This window comes from uncultured Granulicatella sp. (assembly GCF_963521425.1).
Taxonomy (GTDB): domain Bacteria; phylum Bacillota; class Bacilli; order Lactobacillales; family Aerococcaceae; genus Granulicatella.
Genome location: NZ_CAUQUN010000005.1, coordinates 42,830 through 60,047 on the forward strand (window position 1 = coordinate 42,830; position 17,218 = coordinate 60,047).

General features: G+C 33.5%; 12 protein-coding genes and 1 pseudogene. 2 read left to right on the forward strand and 11 right to left on the reverse strand.

The features are described from left to right. Positions 1–26: 26 nt before the first annotated feature. The 3 genes from RWO76_RS02430 to RWO76_RS02440 all read right to left on the reverse strand — a co-directional run bounded on the left by RWO76_RS02430 (position 27) and on the right by RWO76_RS02440 (position 2,839). Entirely contained in the window at positions 27–476 is a 450-nt protein-coding gene (locus RWO76_RS02430) for a MarR family transcriptional regulator (protein ID WP_314354061.1), read from the reverse strand. Positions 477–612: 136 nt separating this feature from the next. After that, positions 613–1,968 carry a hypothetical protein gene (locus tag RWO76_RS02435; protein WP_314354062.1) on the reverse strand — a complete coding sequence of 452 codons (1,356 nt, stop codon included), beginning with the start codon at positions 1,966–1,968 and terminating at the stop codon, positions 613–615. A 13-nt stretch (positions 1,969–1,981) separates the two neighbouring features. Beyond that, on the reverse strand, positions 1,982–2,839 hold the full coding sequence (locus RWO76_RS02440; protein ID WP_314354064.1) for a methyltransferase domain-containing protein: 858 nt from the start codon (positions 2,837–2,839) through the stop codon (positions 1,982–1,984). A gap of 179 nt (positions 2,840–3,018) precedes the next feature. On the opposite strand from RWO76_RS02440, the gene RWO76_RS02445 reads away from it, so the two are divergent. Beyond that, positions 3,019–4,185 (forward strand): GTP-binding protein, encoded by a 1,167-nt coding sequence (locus tag RWO76_RS02445; protein WP_314354065.1) that lies wholly within the window; start codon positions 3,019–3,021, stop codon positions 4,183–4,185. Between the two features lie 359 nt (positions 4,186–4,544). Here the strand turns inward: RWO76_RS02445 and RWO76_RS02450 are convergent, their stop codons facing one another. From RWO76_RS02450 to RWO76_RS02470, 5 genes are all read right to left on the reverse strand, one after another. Then, positions 4,545–5,360, reverse strand: a complete 816-nt coding sequence (locus RWO76_RS02450; protein WP_314354066.1) for a DUF2785 domain-containing protein — start codon at positions 5,358–5,360, stop codon at positions 4,545–4,547. Between the two features lie 114 nt (positions 5,361–5,474). Next, positions 5,475–6,068: a hypothetical protein gene (locus RWO76_RS02455; RefSeq protein WP_314354067.1), complete on the reverse strand. Its 594-nt coding sequence runs from the start codon at positions 6,066–6,068 to the stop codon at positions 5,475–5,477. 71 nt (positions 6,069–6,139) lie between these two features. Then, complete coding sequence (gene floA, locus RWO76_RS02460; protein ID WP_314350002.1) at positions 6,140–7,144, reverse strand: flotillin-like protein FloA; 1,005 nt, start codon at positions 7,142–7,144, stop codon at positions 6,140–6,142. Beyond that, positions 7,138–7,800, reverse strand: coding sequence for an NfeD family protein (locus tag RWO76_RS02465; protein ID WP_314354068.1), 663 nt, complete (start codon positions 7,798–7,800; stop codon positions 7,138–7,140). The genes floA and RWO76_RS02465 overlap by 7 nt, the downstream gene beginning before the upstream one ends. Positions 7,801–7,880: 80 nt before the next feature. Then, entirely contained in the window at positions 7,881–8,174 is a 294-nt protein-coding gene (locus tag RWO76_RS02470; RefSeq protein WP_314354069.1) for a thioredoxin family protein, read from the reverse strand. A 143-nt stretch (positions 8,175–8,317) separates the two neighbouring features. On the opposite strand from RWO76_RS02470, the gene RWO76_RS02475 reads away from it, so the two are divergent. Beyond that, entirely contained in the window at positions 8,318–9,037 is a 720-nt protein-coding gene (locus RWO76_RS02475) for a YebC/PmpR family DNA-binding transcriptional regulator (RefSeq protein WP_006703679.1), read from the forward strand. Between the two features lie 84 nt (positions 9,038–9,121). Here RWO76_RS02475 and RWO76_RS02480 read toward each other — a convergent pair whose 3' ends face one another. From RWO76_RS02480 to RWO76_RS02490, 3 genes and pseudogenes are all read right to left on the reverse strand, one after another. Next, positions 9,122–12,088, reverse strand: coding sequence for a YSIRK-type signal peptide-containing protein (locus RWO76_RS02480; protein ID WP_314354070.1), 2,967 nt, complete (start codon positions 12,086–12,088; stop codon positions 9,122–9,124). Between the two features lie 177 nt (positions 12,089–12,265). Next, positions 12,266–13,585, reverse strand: a complete 1,320-nt coding sequence (locus RWO76_RS02485) for a glycosyltransferase (RefSeq protein WP_314354071.1) — start codon at positions 13,583–13,585, stop codon at positions 12,266–12,268. A 1,114-nt stretch (positions 13,586–14,699) separates the two neighbouring features. Continuing rightward, positions 14,700–17,184 (reverse strand): annotated as a pseudogene (locus RWO76_RS02490) (heavy metal translocating P-type ATPase). Between the last annotated feature and the right edge of the window lie 34 nt (positions 17,185–17,218).

Consider the following 17,218-nt stretch of genomic DNA (forward strand, 5'->3'; position numbering starts at 1 on the left):
TGCATCAACAAACGCCTCCTCTAATTTTACTCCCGTTCTCCATCTTTTAAATTTTGTAGAATCCTATTTAGATAGTTCTCTACTTGTACGATTTCTTCTTCCTTAAATCCTGCATAGAAGATTTCTCCTAATTCTCGGCTAACTTTTTCTCCAATTTCTTTTTGAGATTTTCCTAATTCCGTTAAATTCACATATTTTCTACGTTTATCTTTCGGACAATCTTGCATACAAACTAAGCCTTGTTCTTCTAATTTTTTTAGCATACTTGTTAATGTGTTGTTCGCTAAACCTGTTCTACAGCTCAATTCTGTACATGTAATATACCCTTCAGTATCATTCCATAAAACAGACATTATTTTTCCTTGTTCACTTCTAAAAAGAGCATCCGGTTCTTTACTCAATAGTTTTTGATAAAGTCTCCCATTCAATAAACGAATATGGTGAATTAAATATCCCCCATTCTTTTTACACTCCATAAAAACAACTCCTTGAATTTTGTTTCTATGTAGAACTATATCCCCTTTTATCCACTTTGTCAATTACTTCTATATAGAATTTTTAAAAATAAAATAAAAAAAGAGCGTTCTTTCTCGAACACTCCTCTTTGAATCATTAATCTACTTTTTTCATTTCTTCAAACATTTCATCATTGACATAACAACCTAGAGCTGGATTTTCAGATGGGTTAATCACTACATCGAAAGCTTTTGTTACTTGAGATAAAGTCTGAATCATTCCACTCCAGCTTTCATCATAAATTTGTCTCAATCTCTTCCAATCTGTATAGAAAACCATTGCTTCTTTTTCATCTTTTCCTGGTAAAATCGCAACATTTAATTTTTCTCCAGATTGTAAGTCAATTTGAGCATTTGGATCTGCATTTTCTAATTTAATTGGTGTTAAGAATTTTGCTTTTGGTAATTCTAAGCATAAGAAACGATAGTATAAACCGTGCATAATTTTTTGTTCTTCTGTCTGCGGAAATCCTAATTGGCCTAATAACAAGATCCATCTCATCGCATCAGGGTTTGTAACCGGAATATCTTCTTCTGCTACTCCTGTATAATCAGGTGCTGCAATAATTCCTTCTGCCGCAAGAGAGGTTTGTTCTGTTACAAGATGAACCCCTGTCGCTCCGTTTTGGTAGAAAGTTTCTAAGAAGAAATTCTCAATTCCTTTTCCATCTTCTCCTTTTTGAATACGACGTAATTCAAAAATTTCTGTATCTGCAAATCGAGAAGCAAGTCTTTCTTCATACGCTACTGGAGCAATAAAAATCATTGGAGAACTACAAATGAAGCCACCTTCTTCTCTTTGTTGTGTTTGAGAGAATAAATAAGGTTCTTTTGTTTTTTTAGAATAAACCGTTACTAACTCATCTGCTTGTAATAATTTATCTCGTACAGCAATCATTAATTGTTCAATCTTGCCGACATTTGCAGTATGCTCTTCAGGTGTTTCTTGTGAAGCATTCATATGACAGTATAGTAAAAATACACGCGCGATTTCTGATAAATCCGCTAAACTTAAGGTCTCAATATCTCTTTGTGTTAAAACACCTTCTTGACGACCAACAAAGACATTTCCTAATGTATTTACAAAAGTTTTATAGATTTCTTCCTTGTCGGCACCTTCTTCATGTAACACAGTTCCTTTTTTAATCCCTAAAGGCATTGCATCTTCTAACCAAAGAGCCACTGGTTCATCTGTTACTTCAAACACTTTTTCTCGCTGAGCATTTTCCATTGCATAAATCGCAGAAGTTCTTACAGTTCCATTGTCATCTCCAAGATTTGTCAACCAAACAAAATCCCCTACTTTTAGCGTTCCTTCCAGATTCCCTGTTACTACTAAATCTAGAGAATCATCGCTAATTTTATAGACATCTTCTACCCCTAGTTTGAATGTTGGTTTGTCTTGAGCTGTTTCTTCTGTTTCTTGTTTTTTAAATAAATCTTTTAATCCCATTTTCTTTCCTCCGTTAATTCTTTTCTCCGACTAATATCCATAAATGTACCGTAATAGTTTCTAAAGGATGATTTTTACTATAGTCTTGATCTTCAATACTCGCTCCCCAATATAAAGGAGTCATTTGTAATAAGTGTCGATACATTTCTTTTGTAAGTGTCACTTGATAAGAAACTTCTTTTATCTTCATAGATGGATATTCTTGTTTAAATCGTTCTACAATATCCTCATTAGAATAGTGTTGTTTTTCTTTATTACTTTTATATAATTGTTGTCTTAATTCAATTAAATAATTACTTCCAGGAATAATTTTAATTAATTTTCCTTCTGGTGCTAATACACGGTTGAACTCCTTATAATTCGAAGGAGTTAACATATTGATTAACGCTCCACAGGATTCATCCCCGAAAGGTAACTGCGCTAAATCTGCCACAATCCACAAAGCTTTTTGAGCATGATGATGACTAGCAGCAAGAATTCCTTCTTTAGCAATATCCATTCCTACTAAGGGAATCGATTCTAAAAATGACGATAAATAAGCAAGCGGACTTCCTTCTCCACAGCCAATATCAACAATTAGTTGATTCTCCTGTTTTGGAATGAGTGTCAAAACTTCGTCTAATAAAGGATTGAAAAATCCACTTTGAGCTAACTCATAGCGATGCATAAATAACTCTGCATCATAATCCTCATTCGCTTTTTGTTTCATCAAATGGAGAGTCCCTTTTTTATTAATATCGAAACGATGACGGTTCGTACAAACCATACTATACCCATCTAACGCTTCAATAGCTGCATGACAATAGGGACATGCAAATAAATGTTGATGTTTTTGTATAAAGTCTCGACTCCAGTCGATTTTCTTTTGCATCATGCACACTCCTGCTCCATTTATTCTCAATTGTCAGTATACCATAAAATTGATTTTCTGTTTGATTTTCTTTCTCTATAAAATTACCAGTTTTTTATTTTGACATTTTTTCATGCAATGATACAATAGAATAGAATCGTAATTATGCCGATTTAATTACATGAATGGAGGAAATCATGATGAGTAATAAAATTCCAGTAACCATTGTCAGCGGATTTTTAGGAGCAGGTAAAACAACGCTCATTAACAAAGTATTAAAAGAAAAACACGGCGAACATATTGCTGTAGTTATTAATGAATTTGGAGAAATTGGTGTTGACCATCAATTTGTATTAGATGTAGAAGAAGAAATTTATCAAATGGATAATGGCTGCTTATGTTGTACTCTTCGTACAGATATTGCAGACATGTTAAAATCTATTTTAATGGTCAAAGAACAAAACGGGATTAAAGTAGACCGTGTATTATTTGAAACAACTGGTTTAGCAGATCCTGCACCAATTGCTCAAACATTTATCAATGTACCATTTTTAAATGAACATTTTATTTTAGACGCTGTTTTAACAGTTGTCGATTCAAAAAATTTCTTATATCAAACAACTCATCAAACTGAACCAGCAAAACAAGTTGGTTTTGCAGACAAAATCTTTATGTCTAAACATAGTTTAGTAGACGACACTATTTATGCAAAAGTCATTAACGAAGTTCGTTCTATCAATCCTTTTGCAGAAATTCAAGATTTAGATGCTCGTCCAGTAGAAATGAAAGATATGTTTGGTCTTGAATTATTCTATGCTTCTGAAAAGAAAATTTTAGAAATGCAAGAAAATTCTGAAGAAGAATATTGCGAAGCTTGTGGACATACTCATGCGCATGGCGAACACGATCACCATCATCACGATGAAGAACACTGTGAAGAATGTGGACACTCTCACGCCCATGGGGAACACGATCACGATCATGATCACCACCATCATGATGAAGAGCATCACCACCACCACCATGATCATCACCATCATGGACATCATCATCACAAGCATCACCACCACAGTGGTATTAATTCATTTGTTATTGAAACAGAGAAACCTCTTGTTTTAGCTCATATTAACGAATGGTTAAATGAATTAGTTTATATTTACGGACCTGAATTATATCGTTATAAAGGGATTTTAAGCGTAGAAGGTTTAGATTATCAAATCATTTTCCAAGGGGTTCAAATGAGTTTTGATATTTCTCGTGGACGTGATTGGAACGATACAGAGCGTAAGTCGACTTTAGTATTTATCGGTAAAAACTTACCAGAAGATACATTAAGAGAAAGCTTCGTTGCTTGTACAAATAAATAAATTCTTAAAACAATATACGTAAAATAAAACAGAAAAACTTTTATCACTGTAGCAAGGTCGCCAGCAGCCTCGCTTTGCGAGTCTCATGGCTAAACTTCGAGCCTTGGTCTCGAAGTTCCCCTGTAATATAAGCCTCAGGCTTATATTACTTTTGCTACGGTGATCGTTTTTCTGTTTTATTTTTTCCTTCTCTGACAAAATATATTTTTTCACAAATCTTCTTACTTTCTTATTGGAGTCTTCATATTATTTTCAAAATTTCACTCTATACTTTAGTCATTCCCAAATAAGAAATATTATCCTCCCAAGTTAAATATTTCAAAATCCTTTTTTCCACCGACCATTGTGTCGGTGGTTTTTTAATATTCTTGGAGAATCACCATCATCTCATCCTTTAAAGAATTTTCCCAAAGGTTCAATGATTCCATTTTAAAATAGATTGTCGCTAAAAAACTTTTGTACATTGCTAAACGTTGATAACTTTCACGGCTTCCATCTAATTCTTCAAATCTTTGCTTTTTAATCCACTCACACAAAAGTTTTTGAGAAAGATTTCCAGACTCTATTCCAAAAAAGATTGCTAATCCTAATCTTCTTTCTTCTTCATCTATAAATGGTTGTTTACTCTTTTGAAAAATATCACTAATGACTTCTAATACTTCTAGTACATATTCTTGGGTACAAGCCGGATGAGAAATAATGGTTCCTAATAAATCTGCTCCATGAGCAAATGCGTGTACCCATCCCAACTTTTCATCATATCCCGTTCTGTCTTTTTCTCTTTTTAAATAACAAATTCCATGTTGAATCCAACTCGTTCTCTCAGAAGTTGTTAAACAAGAGTCATATCCACTTGTTTTATCCCCGTCTACTTGTAATATCATTCCCATTACAAGTGCTGAGAAAGAGCGATACGCTGTAGCGATACCAACTTCTTCCATTCTATACTCTAAAGGATTTGTGACAGTCATTTTTTCAATAAGCCAACGTAATTGTTCTTTTGTCATTAATTGTTCAAAAATAACTTGTCCAAATAAACAAAAAACTAAGTCATCTCGAATTTCTGGATTAGGATTTCCTATATTCTCCCATAACCATTCTAATTCTTCTTGTGTTAACGCTAGATTATTGACTTGTTTTATTTTTAACTGAGAAATCATTTCTTGTTCTAACATGATAGTCACCTTTCTACTTATAAAGCCATTTTACAAAGCTTTCCTCTTACTAGGTATATTTTAACATAAAATAAGAAGGCTAAGCATTTCTGCCTAGCCTTCTTTTTACGCTTTTTATCGCATACTTTTTGGTTTTGATAATATTTCACTTGCGACAATTGCTTTTTTCCATTGCAAGTGATGTTTCAATACTCGGTTTTTTGTTGTATAGTTTGTTGCACTTTTTACGGCTTCTACCACTAATTCACCTTTTGAACCCATATGTTGAACTTCTTCTTCCTGTAATTGGATTGCTTCCATTTCTTCTACAAAAGATCGAAGATGTTCTAATAATTCTTCCGGCAAATTCGGATTATTTAAATATAATCGTTTTAATTTTTCAGTATGAATTAATAGGGCACTTCTTCTCATCGTATCAATTTCTTCGGAAGAAATAATCGACACTCTTTGAATGAGTTCCTTATCAAATACGGATAAAGAATAATCCTCTGGTGAAAATTGTCGAAAGACTTGTACAATTTTTAAAAATTGTTGTCTCATTTTCTCTGTATGAGATAATGTCGCTTTTGTTTCCGGCATTTCTTCCACAACAACATCTACCACTTTTTGATTTTTGGGATGATGACGTTTAGGCGAAACGGATTTTTCTTGAAAAGAATGATTCAACCAATCGTGCAGTTGGTTAAATCCCTTTTCTTTACTTTTCATTTTTAAATTAAGATAACTACCAGCAGACATGATCACGAGGATCAATATATACAAGAGAAAGAGTACAATATTCATGATTCACTCTCAACAGAAGATTTGCTAATCGCTTCTCTCATATCTGTATCAGATTGAATATTTTTCAATTGATAGTAGTCCATGACTCCAAGTTTTCCATTACGAAGAGCTTCTGCCATCGCTAATGGAATTTGCGATTCAGCTTCTACAACTTTTGCACGCATGCGTTGTACTTCTGCTAACATTTCTTGTTCTTGCGCTACGGCAAGAGAACGACGTTCTTCAGCTTTAGCTTGTGCAATTTTCTTATCAGCTTCTGCTTGTTCTGCTTGTAATTTTGCTCCGATATTTCTACCAACATCAACATCCGCGATATCAATGGATAGAATTTCATACGCTGTACCTGCATCCAATCCTTTTCTCAAAATCGTTTGGGAAATAGAATCCGGATTTTCTAAGACTAATTTATGATGAGCTGCTGAACCAACTGTAGTAACAATTCCTTCCCCAACACGGGCAATAATTGTTTCTTCACCAGCACCACCAACTAATCGTTCAATATTAGCACGTACCGTTACTTTTGCTTTTGCTTGAACTTCAATCCCATCCATCGCAACCCCTGCAATAACCGGAGTTTCAATCACTTTTGGATTAACAGACACTTGAACGGCTTCAAACACATTTCGACCTGCTAAATCAATGGCAGCTGCTTGTTCAAATTCTAAGTCAATATTCGCACGTTGCGCTGCAATTAACGCATCAATGACTACATTGACATTCCCACCTGCTAAATAATGGGCTTCTAATTCATTAATATCGATTTTTAATCCTGCTTTTGTTGCTTTAATCATCGGACGCACAATATATTGAGGAGCTACTCGACGTAATCTCATCCCCACTAATGTGCCTACTCCAATTTTTACATCAGAAAAATACGCTGTGATCCATAACCCAATCGGCACAAATCTAAAAAATAACATAACTACTGTTAAAATTAGAAATAGTATCACAATGAGCCCAATGACTCCTGTTGGATTATTGAATAAACCTTTTTCTAACATCTTACTCCCTCCTTCTCATTATTGTTCTCCAAAACTTGTACGACGATTTTACTTCCTTCTACTTTTACAACTTGTATCATTGTATCTTCTGGAATAACAAATCCCGTACTGACAACATCAACGATTTCTCCGTCTAGTTCAACCTTTCCGCTTGGACGTAATATCGTTAATGTTTTCCCTGTTTTATTGACTAAATCGTCATATACTTTTGAGGTTGAATAGCCTTTTGATTTTTTTAGAGAAGAAAGTAATACTAACCCTTCCTTATGAGAAAAATGATTTCCTCTTTTTACCAATAAAACTAACAAGGCTATTGCCAACAATAGTGACATTAAAATTAAAACGACTAAATCCATGACAGCCTGGTTTGCCCAGTACATCCCTCCTAATACGAATACTGTCCCTAACACTCCTAAAGCCCCAATTCCTGGAATTAATACTTCAAATCCTAAAAATAGAAACCCAAATACAAATAGGATAATGACGAAAAAGTTCCAGTATGGATGAAGGAAAGTATAGGTTGCAAAACTTATTACTGTTATCACACTACCGAGTAGGTTCCATTTGGAGAACACAGAAATGAAAACACCAATAACAGCTACTAACAGTAATAATAAGTCTAGATACAAAAGACCACCCCCATTCGTTGCCATCATTATAGCACTTTCCTTTTTAAATACAACTGAATAATTATTATGAAATGCTTAAATTTAAAGAATGAAAACTATTTCTAAAATTACGAAGGATAGTCTTCCATTTGAGCAAATTCTTTCGCTTGTTGCAGTTGTTTTTCAAACAATTCTAGATCAATAAATCTCGCTTGACGAGCAAATTCCTTATCTCCTACAAAAACAATCGCAACCGGAACTGTTAGTACTTGATACTGACTTGCCACTTCAGGATGCTGCGTTACATTTATGACTTCTAACGCTACTCCTTCTTGTTCTGTCACTTCTTCTACTCGTGGCTGTAACGCATGACAAACTCCACAAGTTTCGCTTCCTAAATAGATTACTTTAATATTTTTCATAAACTCACCTCCCATATAGTGTAACATTTTTAGAAAAAATTTCTTGTAAAATGCATTTCTGAATAGAAAATACTTAACAAACCTAGCTTCCATCTGTATAATGAAAAATGTCTTATAGATATTTTTAGAAAGTGAGTGAGAAAATGGGACGTAAATGGGCTAACATCGTAGAAAAGAAAACTAAACTCGATGCTAACAACAGTAAAATTTATGCAAAATTCGGAATTGAGATCTATGTAGCAGCAAAACAAGGCGAACCAGATCCACATTCTAACCAAAAATTAAAATTCGTAATTGACCGAGCTAAAACATATAATGTACCTCGTCATATTATCGAACGTGCGATCGAAAAAGCTAAAGGTGGCGGCGATGGCGATTACCAAGAATTACGTTATGAAGGATTCGGTCCTAACGGTTCTATGATTATCGTAGATGCACTAACAAATAACGTAAACCGTACTGCTGCAGACGTTCGTGCTGCTTATAGCAAAAATGGCGGAAACATGGGTGCACCTGGTTCTGTAACTTATTTATTCGACCATACAGCAATCTTCGGTATCGCAAACAAAGATGCAGACGAATTATTAGAACAATTAATGGAAGCAGAAGTAGACGTTCGTGACGTTGTACAAGAAGACGACCAAGCAATCGTTTATGCTGAACCAAACGACTTCAACACAGTTCGTACAGCATTAGAAGGATTAGGAATTTCTGAATTCACAGTATCTGAAATCGAAATGATTCCTCAATCAGAAGTAACATTAACAGGCGATGACTTACGTTTATTTGAACGTATGATTAACGCTTTAGAAGATAATGAAGACGTTCAAAAAGTTTACCACAATGTAAACTTAGAAGACTAATTATTGTTGATTTTTACGAAATATGACAAAAAGTCTGTCCTAGGAGAGGTTCTCCTGCGACAGACTTTTTTGGTTTGAGATTATTTAAAAATTATCTTTATTGTTTTTTCTTTTAACGAAAACCCCACCTATTAAACTTAGGAATCCTAACCATGTTGGAAGTAACTCTGCTTGCCCTGTTTTTGGTAGTTCATTTGAATGGATTTCTTCAGTATTATTTTGTGTTGTTTCTTGTTGAGATACTATTGTTTCTTCAGAGGATTGCTCTACTTCTACCGAAGGAGAAGAAGGCATTCCATTCCCTTCTGGTACATTCGTATGAGACTCACTAGTCATTTCTTTATAATAGTGTGTTGTAATTCCATCTTCTTCATGAGTCGATTCATATTGATATTGTTTACTATCTTTGGTAATCATCCCTTGTTTTGGACCAAAATGACTTACCTCAGTTGGAACAAGTTCTTCATTGGATCCAATAATAATATGACGAGTAATTAATAGGGGAGCTACGGGATGAATCGCTAGTTCGCCCTTTTCACTCACGACACCTTCAGGTAACGCTGGCTGGACTTCCGGTTCACCTTTCTCGCTCACAATTCCTTCTGGTAATTCCGGCTGTACTTCTGGTTCACCTTTTTCACTAGAGTATTCTACAAAGTCATAAATAATTGTTTTTTCATTTTCATCAACCGTACCTATTTCAGGCGCTGAAGTAGCACGATGTTCTTTATAGAAATAAGTCTTCCCATCTTTTCGAAGCAGTGTTCCCACTTTTGGAGCAACAGACGTATATTCCTCACCGAGAGAAGCATCTTGTTTTAAGACTTTCCCTTCAGCTATTTCAGTAGTTGTTCCTTCTAACATATATTTTTCAAATACATTTCCACCAGTTGCTAGTTTATAAACATAGGTAATTTCAGTAGTTCCCGATCCTACGTTTCCTTTTTCTGCAGGGGAACCCTCTTTCAATCCTACTAGTTTATATTTTTTACCATCTTTTATGATTTCGGGTAGTTTTACTATTGTAGCATCATAGAGAACTTCTTTGTTTGTTGTCGTTTGTGTTCCTACTATTACTTTATTATTGCCCTTATCTAGGTAATATTTAGCTTCTGTAGATGATATCACTGCATCTTTAACAACATCTGCAGTTTCTTTAATAGAAGTTCCATCCGCTAATTCATACTTAACAATGACTCTACCCTTATTTTCAGTCGTTTCTGTTTCTTCCTTAGCGTAGATGTTTTTAACATTAGTTAATTGGTCACTAACGTGGTAGGCACGAGTTGGTTGATATAAATTGTAATAATGAATTTCACTATAAATAGGAGCAGAAACTGACGCATGTTCATCATATTTAGTAGGTGCAGTAATTCTATATCGAACTCCATCTTTTTCATATTCTTTATATAATTGACCTAATCCATATTGAAATCTAGTATCATCACCAGAATATTTAAAATCTGAGTATCCCAATATATAAGCTAAATAAGTTTTCGCTGGTTGATTAGAATCATCATCTTCACTAGGATAATAAGAATCTGTACTCTTATCTCCTAATTTAAAATCAATATTTACTTCAAACACATTTTTTACAAAAGTTGCATTTGTTGGAACTCGGTCGACATACTGAATTGCTTTATGATTCTCTTTAAACTTTGTAACATTTGCTTTTTCACTCTCATAGTTAGCAGTTTCCTTAAACTCTTCAATATTTCCAACAAATTTTGGTTCCACTTTATCTCGAGAATTTTTCCATCCTACTGTGATTTCCTTTTCACCAAACATTTCTTTTAACTTAGCAATATATGTTGTCACATCGTGATACTCTACAAATTGCCCGTTTTCTCTTATATAACCATTAAACTCTTGATGTACAGAATAAGTTGGACGGTTCTTTTTATCAACTACAGCTTTATTTGCTAATGTAATCTTATAGATTTCTTCCCATGTCTTTTCTTTTGCAGGATTCATGACATCTTCGTCTTTTAAATCTCTTAATCTATCATCTAAAAGATTATTTAACCCCTCTTCTAATTGATTCTCATTAAAAAATGCACCAGCTGTATAAGCTGCTTTTTCGGTTGCTGTTGAAACAGAGTCTTTTAACGCTACCTCATTTTTTTCAACAACTAATATAGTATCTCCTTCCTTAATTCCACCATCAGTTGTTATATTTTCTTTTGTAAAATCTTTAGCATCATTTTCACCTTGTTTAAATGTTTCAACAGCCCAAGAATCATTGGCTGTAGTTGGTTTTGTGGCTAAAACATACTTCCCATATTTTCCTTCATCAGTTTCAGAAACTAACCAAACTCGACTACCTTCTTTAATATTGTTATAGCGAATACTTCCGTCTTCATTATGTAAGTTGCCAGGATTTGCATGTACTGTAATATCATTAAACGTTGTTTCCTTAGTAGTTCCTTCATGTTTATCTACTACTGTATCAATCTTATGATATTTTTCTCCATTCTTTTCTAAAACTTTATCAGCTTCTTTGATTTTAGTTAAGACATCATTATTTAAATTCGCTACATTTCCTTCATAACGTTTTCCAAAAAGTCCGCGTATTTTATAGTTCATTGTACTACTAGCAGTTTTTTTATCACCAACAGAGATTTCTACATCCGATTCTTCTTTTAGAACTTCACCTTCTTTTGTGACATAAGAAATTCTTGAATCCTTAAAGTTATCTTCTCCTTGTTTTTTGATATTTTCCTTTTCAACTCTGTCTAAATTATATTTGGCTCTATCTTCATTTACACGGTGATTTATTTCATACCCACCTTCTGTACCTGCTCCATTGTAACTCAATCCACTAAACACATGCATTTTCGGCATTGTATAGCTACCAGCACTATTACTCAAAGTTTCCATTTCCACATTATCTTTTGCAGGGGTAACCGTACTTTCCTTAGGCGTGTTTGCTTCAGCCAATACCGGACTAGCTCCAACAATCATCATCCCTAACAAAACAGAAGCAGCACCAATCCCTTTATATTTACGTAATGAATATTTTTGTATTTTTTCTGAACCTATTTTTTTCATAGAATCCTCTTTTCCAATTCTTCATTGTTAAATAAAATTTATACTGTATCCTGTTAATCATAGCATTCTAATTTTTAGTTATCAAACAGTTATATAATTAATTCACAAATATATTTTTTACTTTTAAAAAGAATTTTTCCTAAAAAATTAATATTAAATTAGTATTATAAATAATTATCATGATTTGTTTATTAATAAATATTTTTTTGAAACCTCTTCTATTGAGTAATCTTTCACAAAAGAAATCGTATGATTCACTATAATTTCATTTTCTGATTCATATAAATTTTTAACAATATTTGCTAATTCATCCGGTGAATCAAACAAGCAAACATCTGGATTTTTAGCTGCATAATATTGATGCGCAATTTCTACATTAGATAATAACGGAATTAAACCAAAACTCATTGCTTCAACACAAGCATTCGCAAATAATTCCTTTTGAGAAGTAGAGATATACCCATCATGTTTCCAATACGGCACTTCATCTACATAACCAACAATATGAATATTAATAGGTAAATTCTCATACTTCTCTTTTAATTGATTCAAATCTCCCCCATAGAGAGAAACTTCGACGGGAACTCCCTCTTTCTCCAATTGCCTAAAGGTTTCAATAATCCATCCTACTCTTTTTACTTCTGTCATATTCCCAACATAACAATAAGAACGAGGATTACTTCTTTTTGTAACTACAGATTCATTTTGAGGAGCATAAATTGGTGGCATAAACCATGTATGATAGCCTAAATCTTGTAAAATATCTGATAAAACTTCAGAAGCTACTAAGTATCGTGTTTTTCTTCTCAAATTATGTGCGGGATCTTTCAATACATTATTATGAATATATTCAAAATATTTTCGATTCGTATTTTCTACAAATCGCCATAATTTTGGTGTCACAACGTTATGTTGATCTCGAATCAGAAAGTCATTCTTATCGGTAAGCTTGATTAATACTTGAATCAATAAATCTTCGTACATTAACCATTCTCCGTCTTTATAATATAAGTAATTATCCTCCATCATATAAATAGGAGTCGGTTCTTCTTTCGGTTTATAATACCTGGCTCTCATCGCTGTCGTTCCATCTCGATTAAGCCATTCTAATTCCTCTTTTTTATTTTTCTTTAAAAATAATCCTGAAGTAAAATATAATGTTTCTTCTTCTAATTCCATACTTGCTACAAAGCCATTCATAACGGTCATTTTCCCATTTGGATATTTTTCGATAATATCAGAAGGGCGAACACTTAATTCATCATGTCCAATATCTGACTGATAATGAGAGATTGATATCAATTCATTACGTTGAAATCCTATTTTTTCATATCCAGCTTTCCAATCTGGTCGAACTTGAGGATGCGTTAAAATATAGAGATGTCCCCATCCTAAATATTCAGCTATTTTCTTTCTTGATAATTGAGAGGACTCAAATCCATATTTTTTGACAGTTTCTTTCCAAAGTCCTGGATGTATCGTAACCATTTTAACCATAAATGACTCCTCGATTCTCTTATTCTAATCTACTTTTAAATCGCACCTATTTACTCATATATTACCATAAACAAAATGAAATTGATGCCATAAAAAGAGGACTATCAACATATAGCCCTCTAACTTTTGTGTTCTATTTACTTTTCCAATTTTGATAATTTAGGGCTCAATTTCTCCTGTAATCATTCATCGAGAAAGTTTTCTTTAGGAGAATAACAATCTCAACTTTTGAAAAACATTTATAAAGCCCTTACAAAAATTAATTATACATCAATTTTTTCTAAAATATAAGTCTATTTTTTTCTGAATTTATATTTTAGAATATGGATAAGATAAGGAAAACTAGATACCTAATGTGAATGGAGATGAATAAAAATGAGTAAGTTTTTATTTGGTAATTATTTATTTTACGGTACTGTTTTTGGCGTAGGAACAGTACTACTTATATATTATTTCTTACCTGACTTTTTCTTGTTATTTGTTCATCTCTCGACTATTTGTTTTTATCTAGGATTACTGTATGCTTTCCTTAAATTCGTGTTCAAAAAAATTAAAAATAGAACTTAAAATATTACTCATCATGCCAACTTAAATGGTGTTGGTGTTATTTTAGATTTGAATTGATAGTCAAAATTTGCTTATTACCCAAGGTGATTATAAATGATAACAGTATTTGTATTTGTTATAGGTTTGATTTCAGTGACAATAAGTATTGTATTAGTATATAAAAAGAAGATTCAAGAATTTAATCCAATGAGTTTTTTAATATTTGTATTAATATTAATATTTATTTTAGCTGTAGTTTCAATGCAACATTGAAGTAACTCTTGAATAAATTTTACTTAATAGATGTAATATGAATGTTTGGAGGGATTGATATGAAGTTTTATGAAATAATCATCTATATTACTTTTATATTTTTAGCCTTATTAGTTTGGTTTACCAATATTCTCGATTCATTTCCATTTCTTAAACCAGTAATTGTTATATTTTGTATTGCTAGTTTTTACTACAATGTTATATTCCCAAGAAACAAAGACATGGATATAAAATAATGAAGGAATAATTGAAGCGACCTCAAAAAATTAAACTTTTTGGGGTCGCTTCATCTTTTTTATTTTTCCAATTTAGATAATTTATGATTCAATCGCAATGCGTTTAGCACAACTGATACGGAACTGAAACTCATCGCTGCTCCTGCAATCATTGGACTTAATAGTGGACCTCCAAAGAAATGTAAGACGCCCATTGCTACTGGAATTCCAATTACATTATAAATAAATGCCCAGAATAAATTTTCTTTAATCGTCATCATTGTCATTTTGCTTAATTGAATCGTTTTAGCCACTAATCTTAAATCATCTTGCATCATGACCATATCGGCAGTTTCAATGGCAACATCTACTCCAGATCCAATCGCAATTCCGACTGTTGCTTTAGCAAGTGCAGGTGCATCATTAATGCCGTCTCCTACCATGGCTACTTGATAGCCTTCGTCTAATAATTGTTGGACAACACTTGCTTTTTCATTTGGTAATACTTGACTATATACTGTCTCAATTCCTACTTCATTCGCAATTGCTTTGGCTGTTTTTTCATGATCTCCTGTTACCATTCTAACTTGAAGCCCTAATGCTTTCATTTGTTGGATTGCTTCTTTACTAGTTGCTTTAATCGTATCCGCAACTACAATAATTCCGGCTACTTGTTTTTGAATGGCTACGAACATCGCTGTTTGCCCCTGAGAAGCGACTCCATCAATCACTGTATTATAATCATCTACCGCAATTCCTTGATTTTGTAATAATAAATGATTTCCTAGTAACACTTCTTTTCCATCTACAGTTCCTTGAATTCCCATACCAGAAATAGATTGGAATTGTTCAATTGGTAAAACGTCAAACTCTCGTTTTTCAGCTTCTTCCACGATGGCTTTTCCTAATGGATGTTCAGAATGTTTTTCAATTGATGCTGCTATGTTTAGTACTTCTTCTTTTGAATAATCGTTGAATACTTGAATATCGACTACTTTAGGTTTACCGTTTGTAATCGTTCCTGTTTTATCTAGTAAAACAACACCTACATGTCCAGCTTCTTCTAAAGCCGCACTACTCTTAATTAAAATCCCTCTTTTAGCACCGAAACCTGTTCCTACCATAATGGCAGTTGGAGTGGCTAATCCTAACGCACATGGACATGCAATGACTAACACAGAAATCATCACGGTTACGACAAATTCAAAAGATTCTCCACCAATCAATCCCCAATATAGACCTGCTAAGAGAGATAATCCCATTACGATTGGAACAAAAATTCCGGCTACACGGTCTGCAATAGCAGCAATTGGAGCTTTAGATCCTTGGGCTTCTTCTACTAAACGAATAATTTGAGATAATGTTGTATCTTTCCCAACTTGGCTCACTTCTACTTGGAATGAACCAGTTGTATTCAACGTAGCACCAACCACTTTGCTTCCTTCTTTTTTGAATACTGGTACACTTTCACCTGTAATCATGGATTCATCAACAAAGCTCTCTCCAGAAAGAATGACACCATCAACAGGAATTTTTTCACCTGGTCGAACGAAGACTACTTCGCCAACTTGTAATTCCTCTACTGGAACCTCAACTTCTTTTCCATCACGAATGACTGTTGCCACTTTTGGAGATAAAGCAACTAACGATTGAATCGCCTGAGAAGTTCTTCCTTTTGTTAAAGTTTCAAAATATTTTCCTACGGTAATAAAAGCTAAAATCACTGCTGCAGATTCTACATAGAGATGCATCACATAATGATGCTCTCCACCAAAAATACGAATGGTACTCCATACACTATATAAAATGGCAGCACTCGTTCCCAGTGCGACTAATGAATCCATATTCGGATGCTTTCTAATCAATGCCTTAAATCCATTCACAAAATAACTACGACCCACCCATAAAATAGGAGTTACTAAAATCAATTGCGTTACAGAAAATACAATTGGATGTTCCATCGGTTGTAAGATTTGTGGGAGAGGAAGTCCAATCATTTCACCCATCGCAATATAAAGTAATACAATGGCAAACACACCTGATACCCATGCTCTTACTTTAAGTGATTGCAATTGTTTTTCTTTTTTAATTGCTGTTTTTTCTAACACATCTTCTTCATCATTTATCAATATAGCCTGATATCCAGCTAGAGAAACAGTTTCAATAATTTTTTGTACATCTGCTTCCTTTGGATTAAATTGCACCATCATTTTTTCAGTTGCTAAATTCACATTGGCTTCTTTAACGCCTGGAAGATCTCGGACAACTTTTTCAACCGTACTGACACAACCTGCACATTGTAATCCTTCTAATGCAAATTCTTCTTTCTTCATGATTAACAACTCCTTCTTACTATTATGCTAATTCAGCTTGATATCCTGCTTTTGATACAGCTTCTATAATTTTTTGTTCCTCTACTTTATCTTGTAGAAATTCTACAGTCAGCTTTTTAGCTTCGAAATCAACACTTGCTTTTTCAACACCTGAAACAGCACTTACTGCATTTTCAACAGCTTTCGCACAACCTGAACATTTTAATCCTTCTACTTTAAATTCTTTTATCATTTTAAAAACCGCCTTTCTTAAATTTACATTTGTA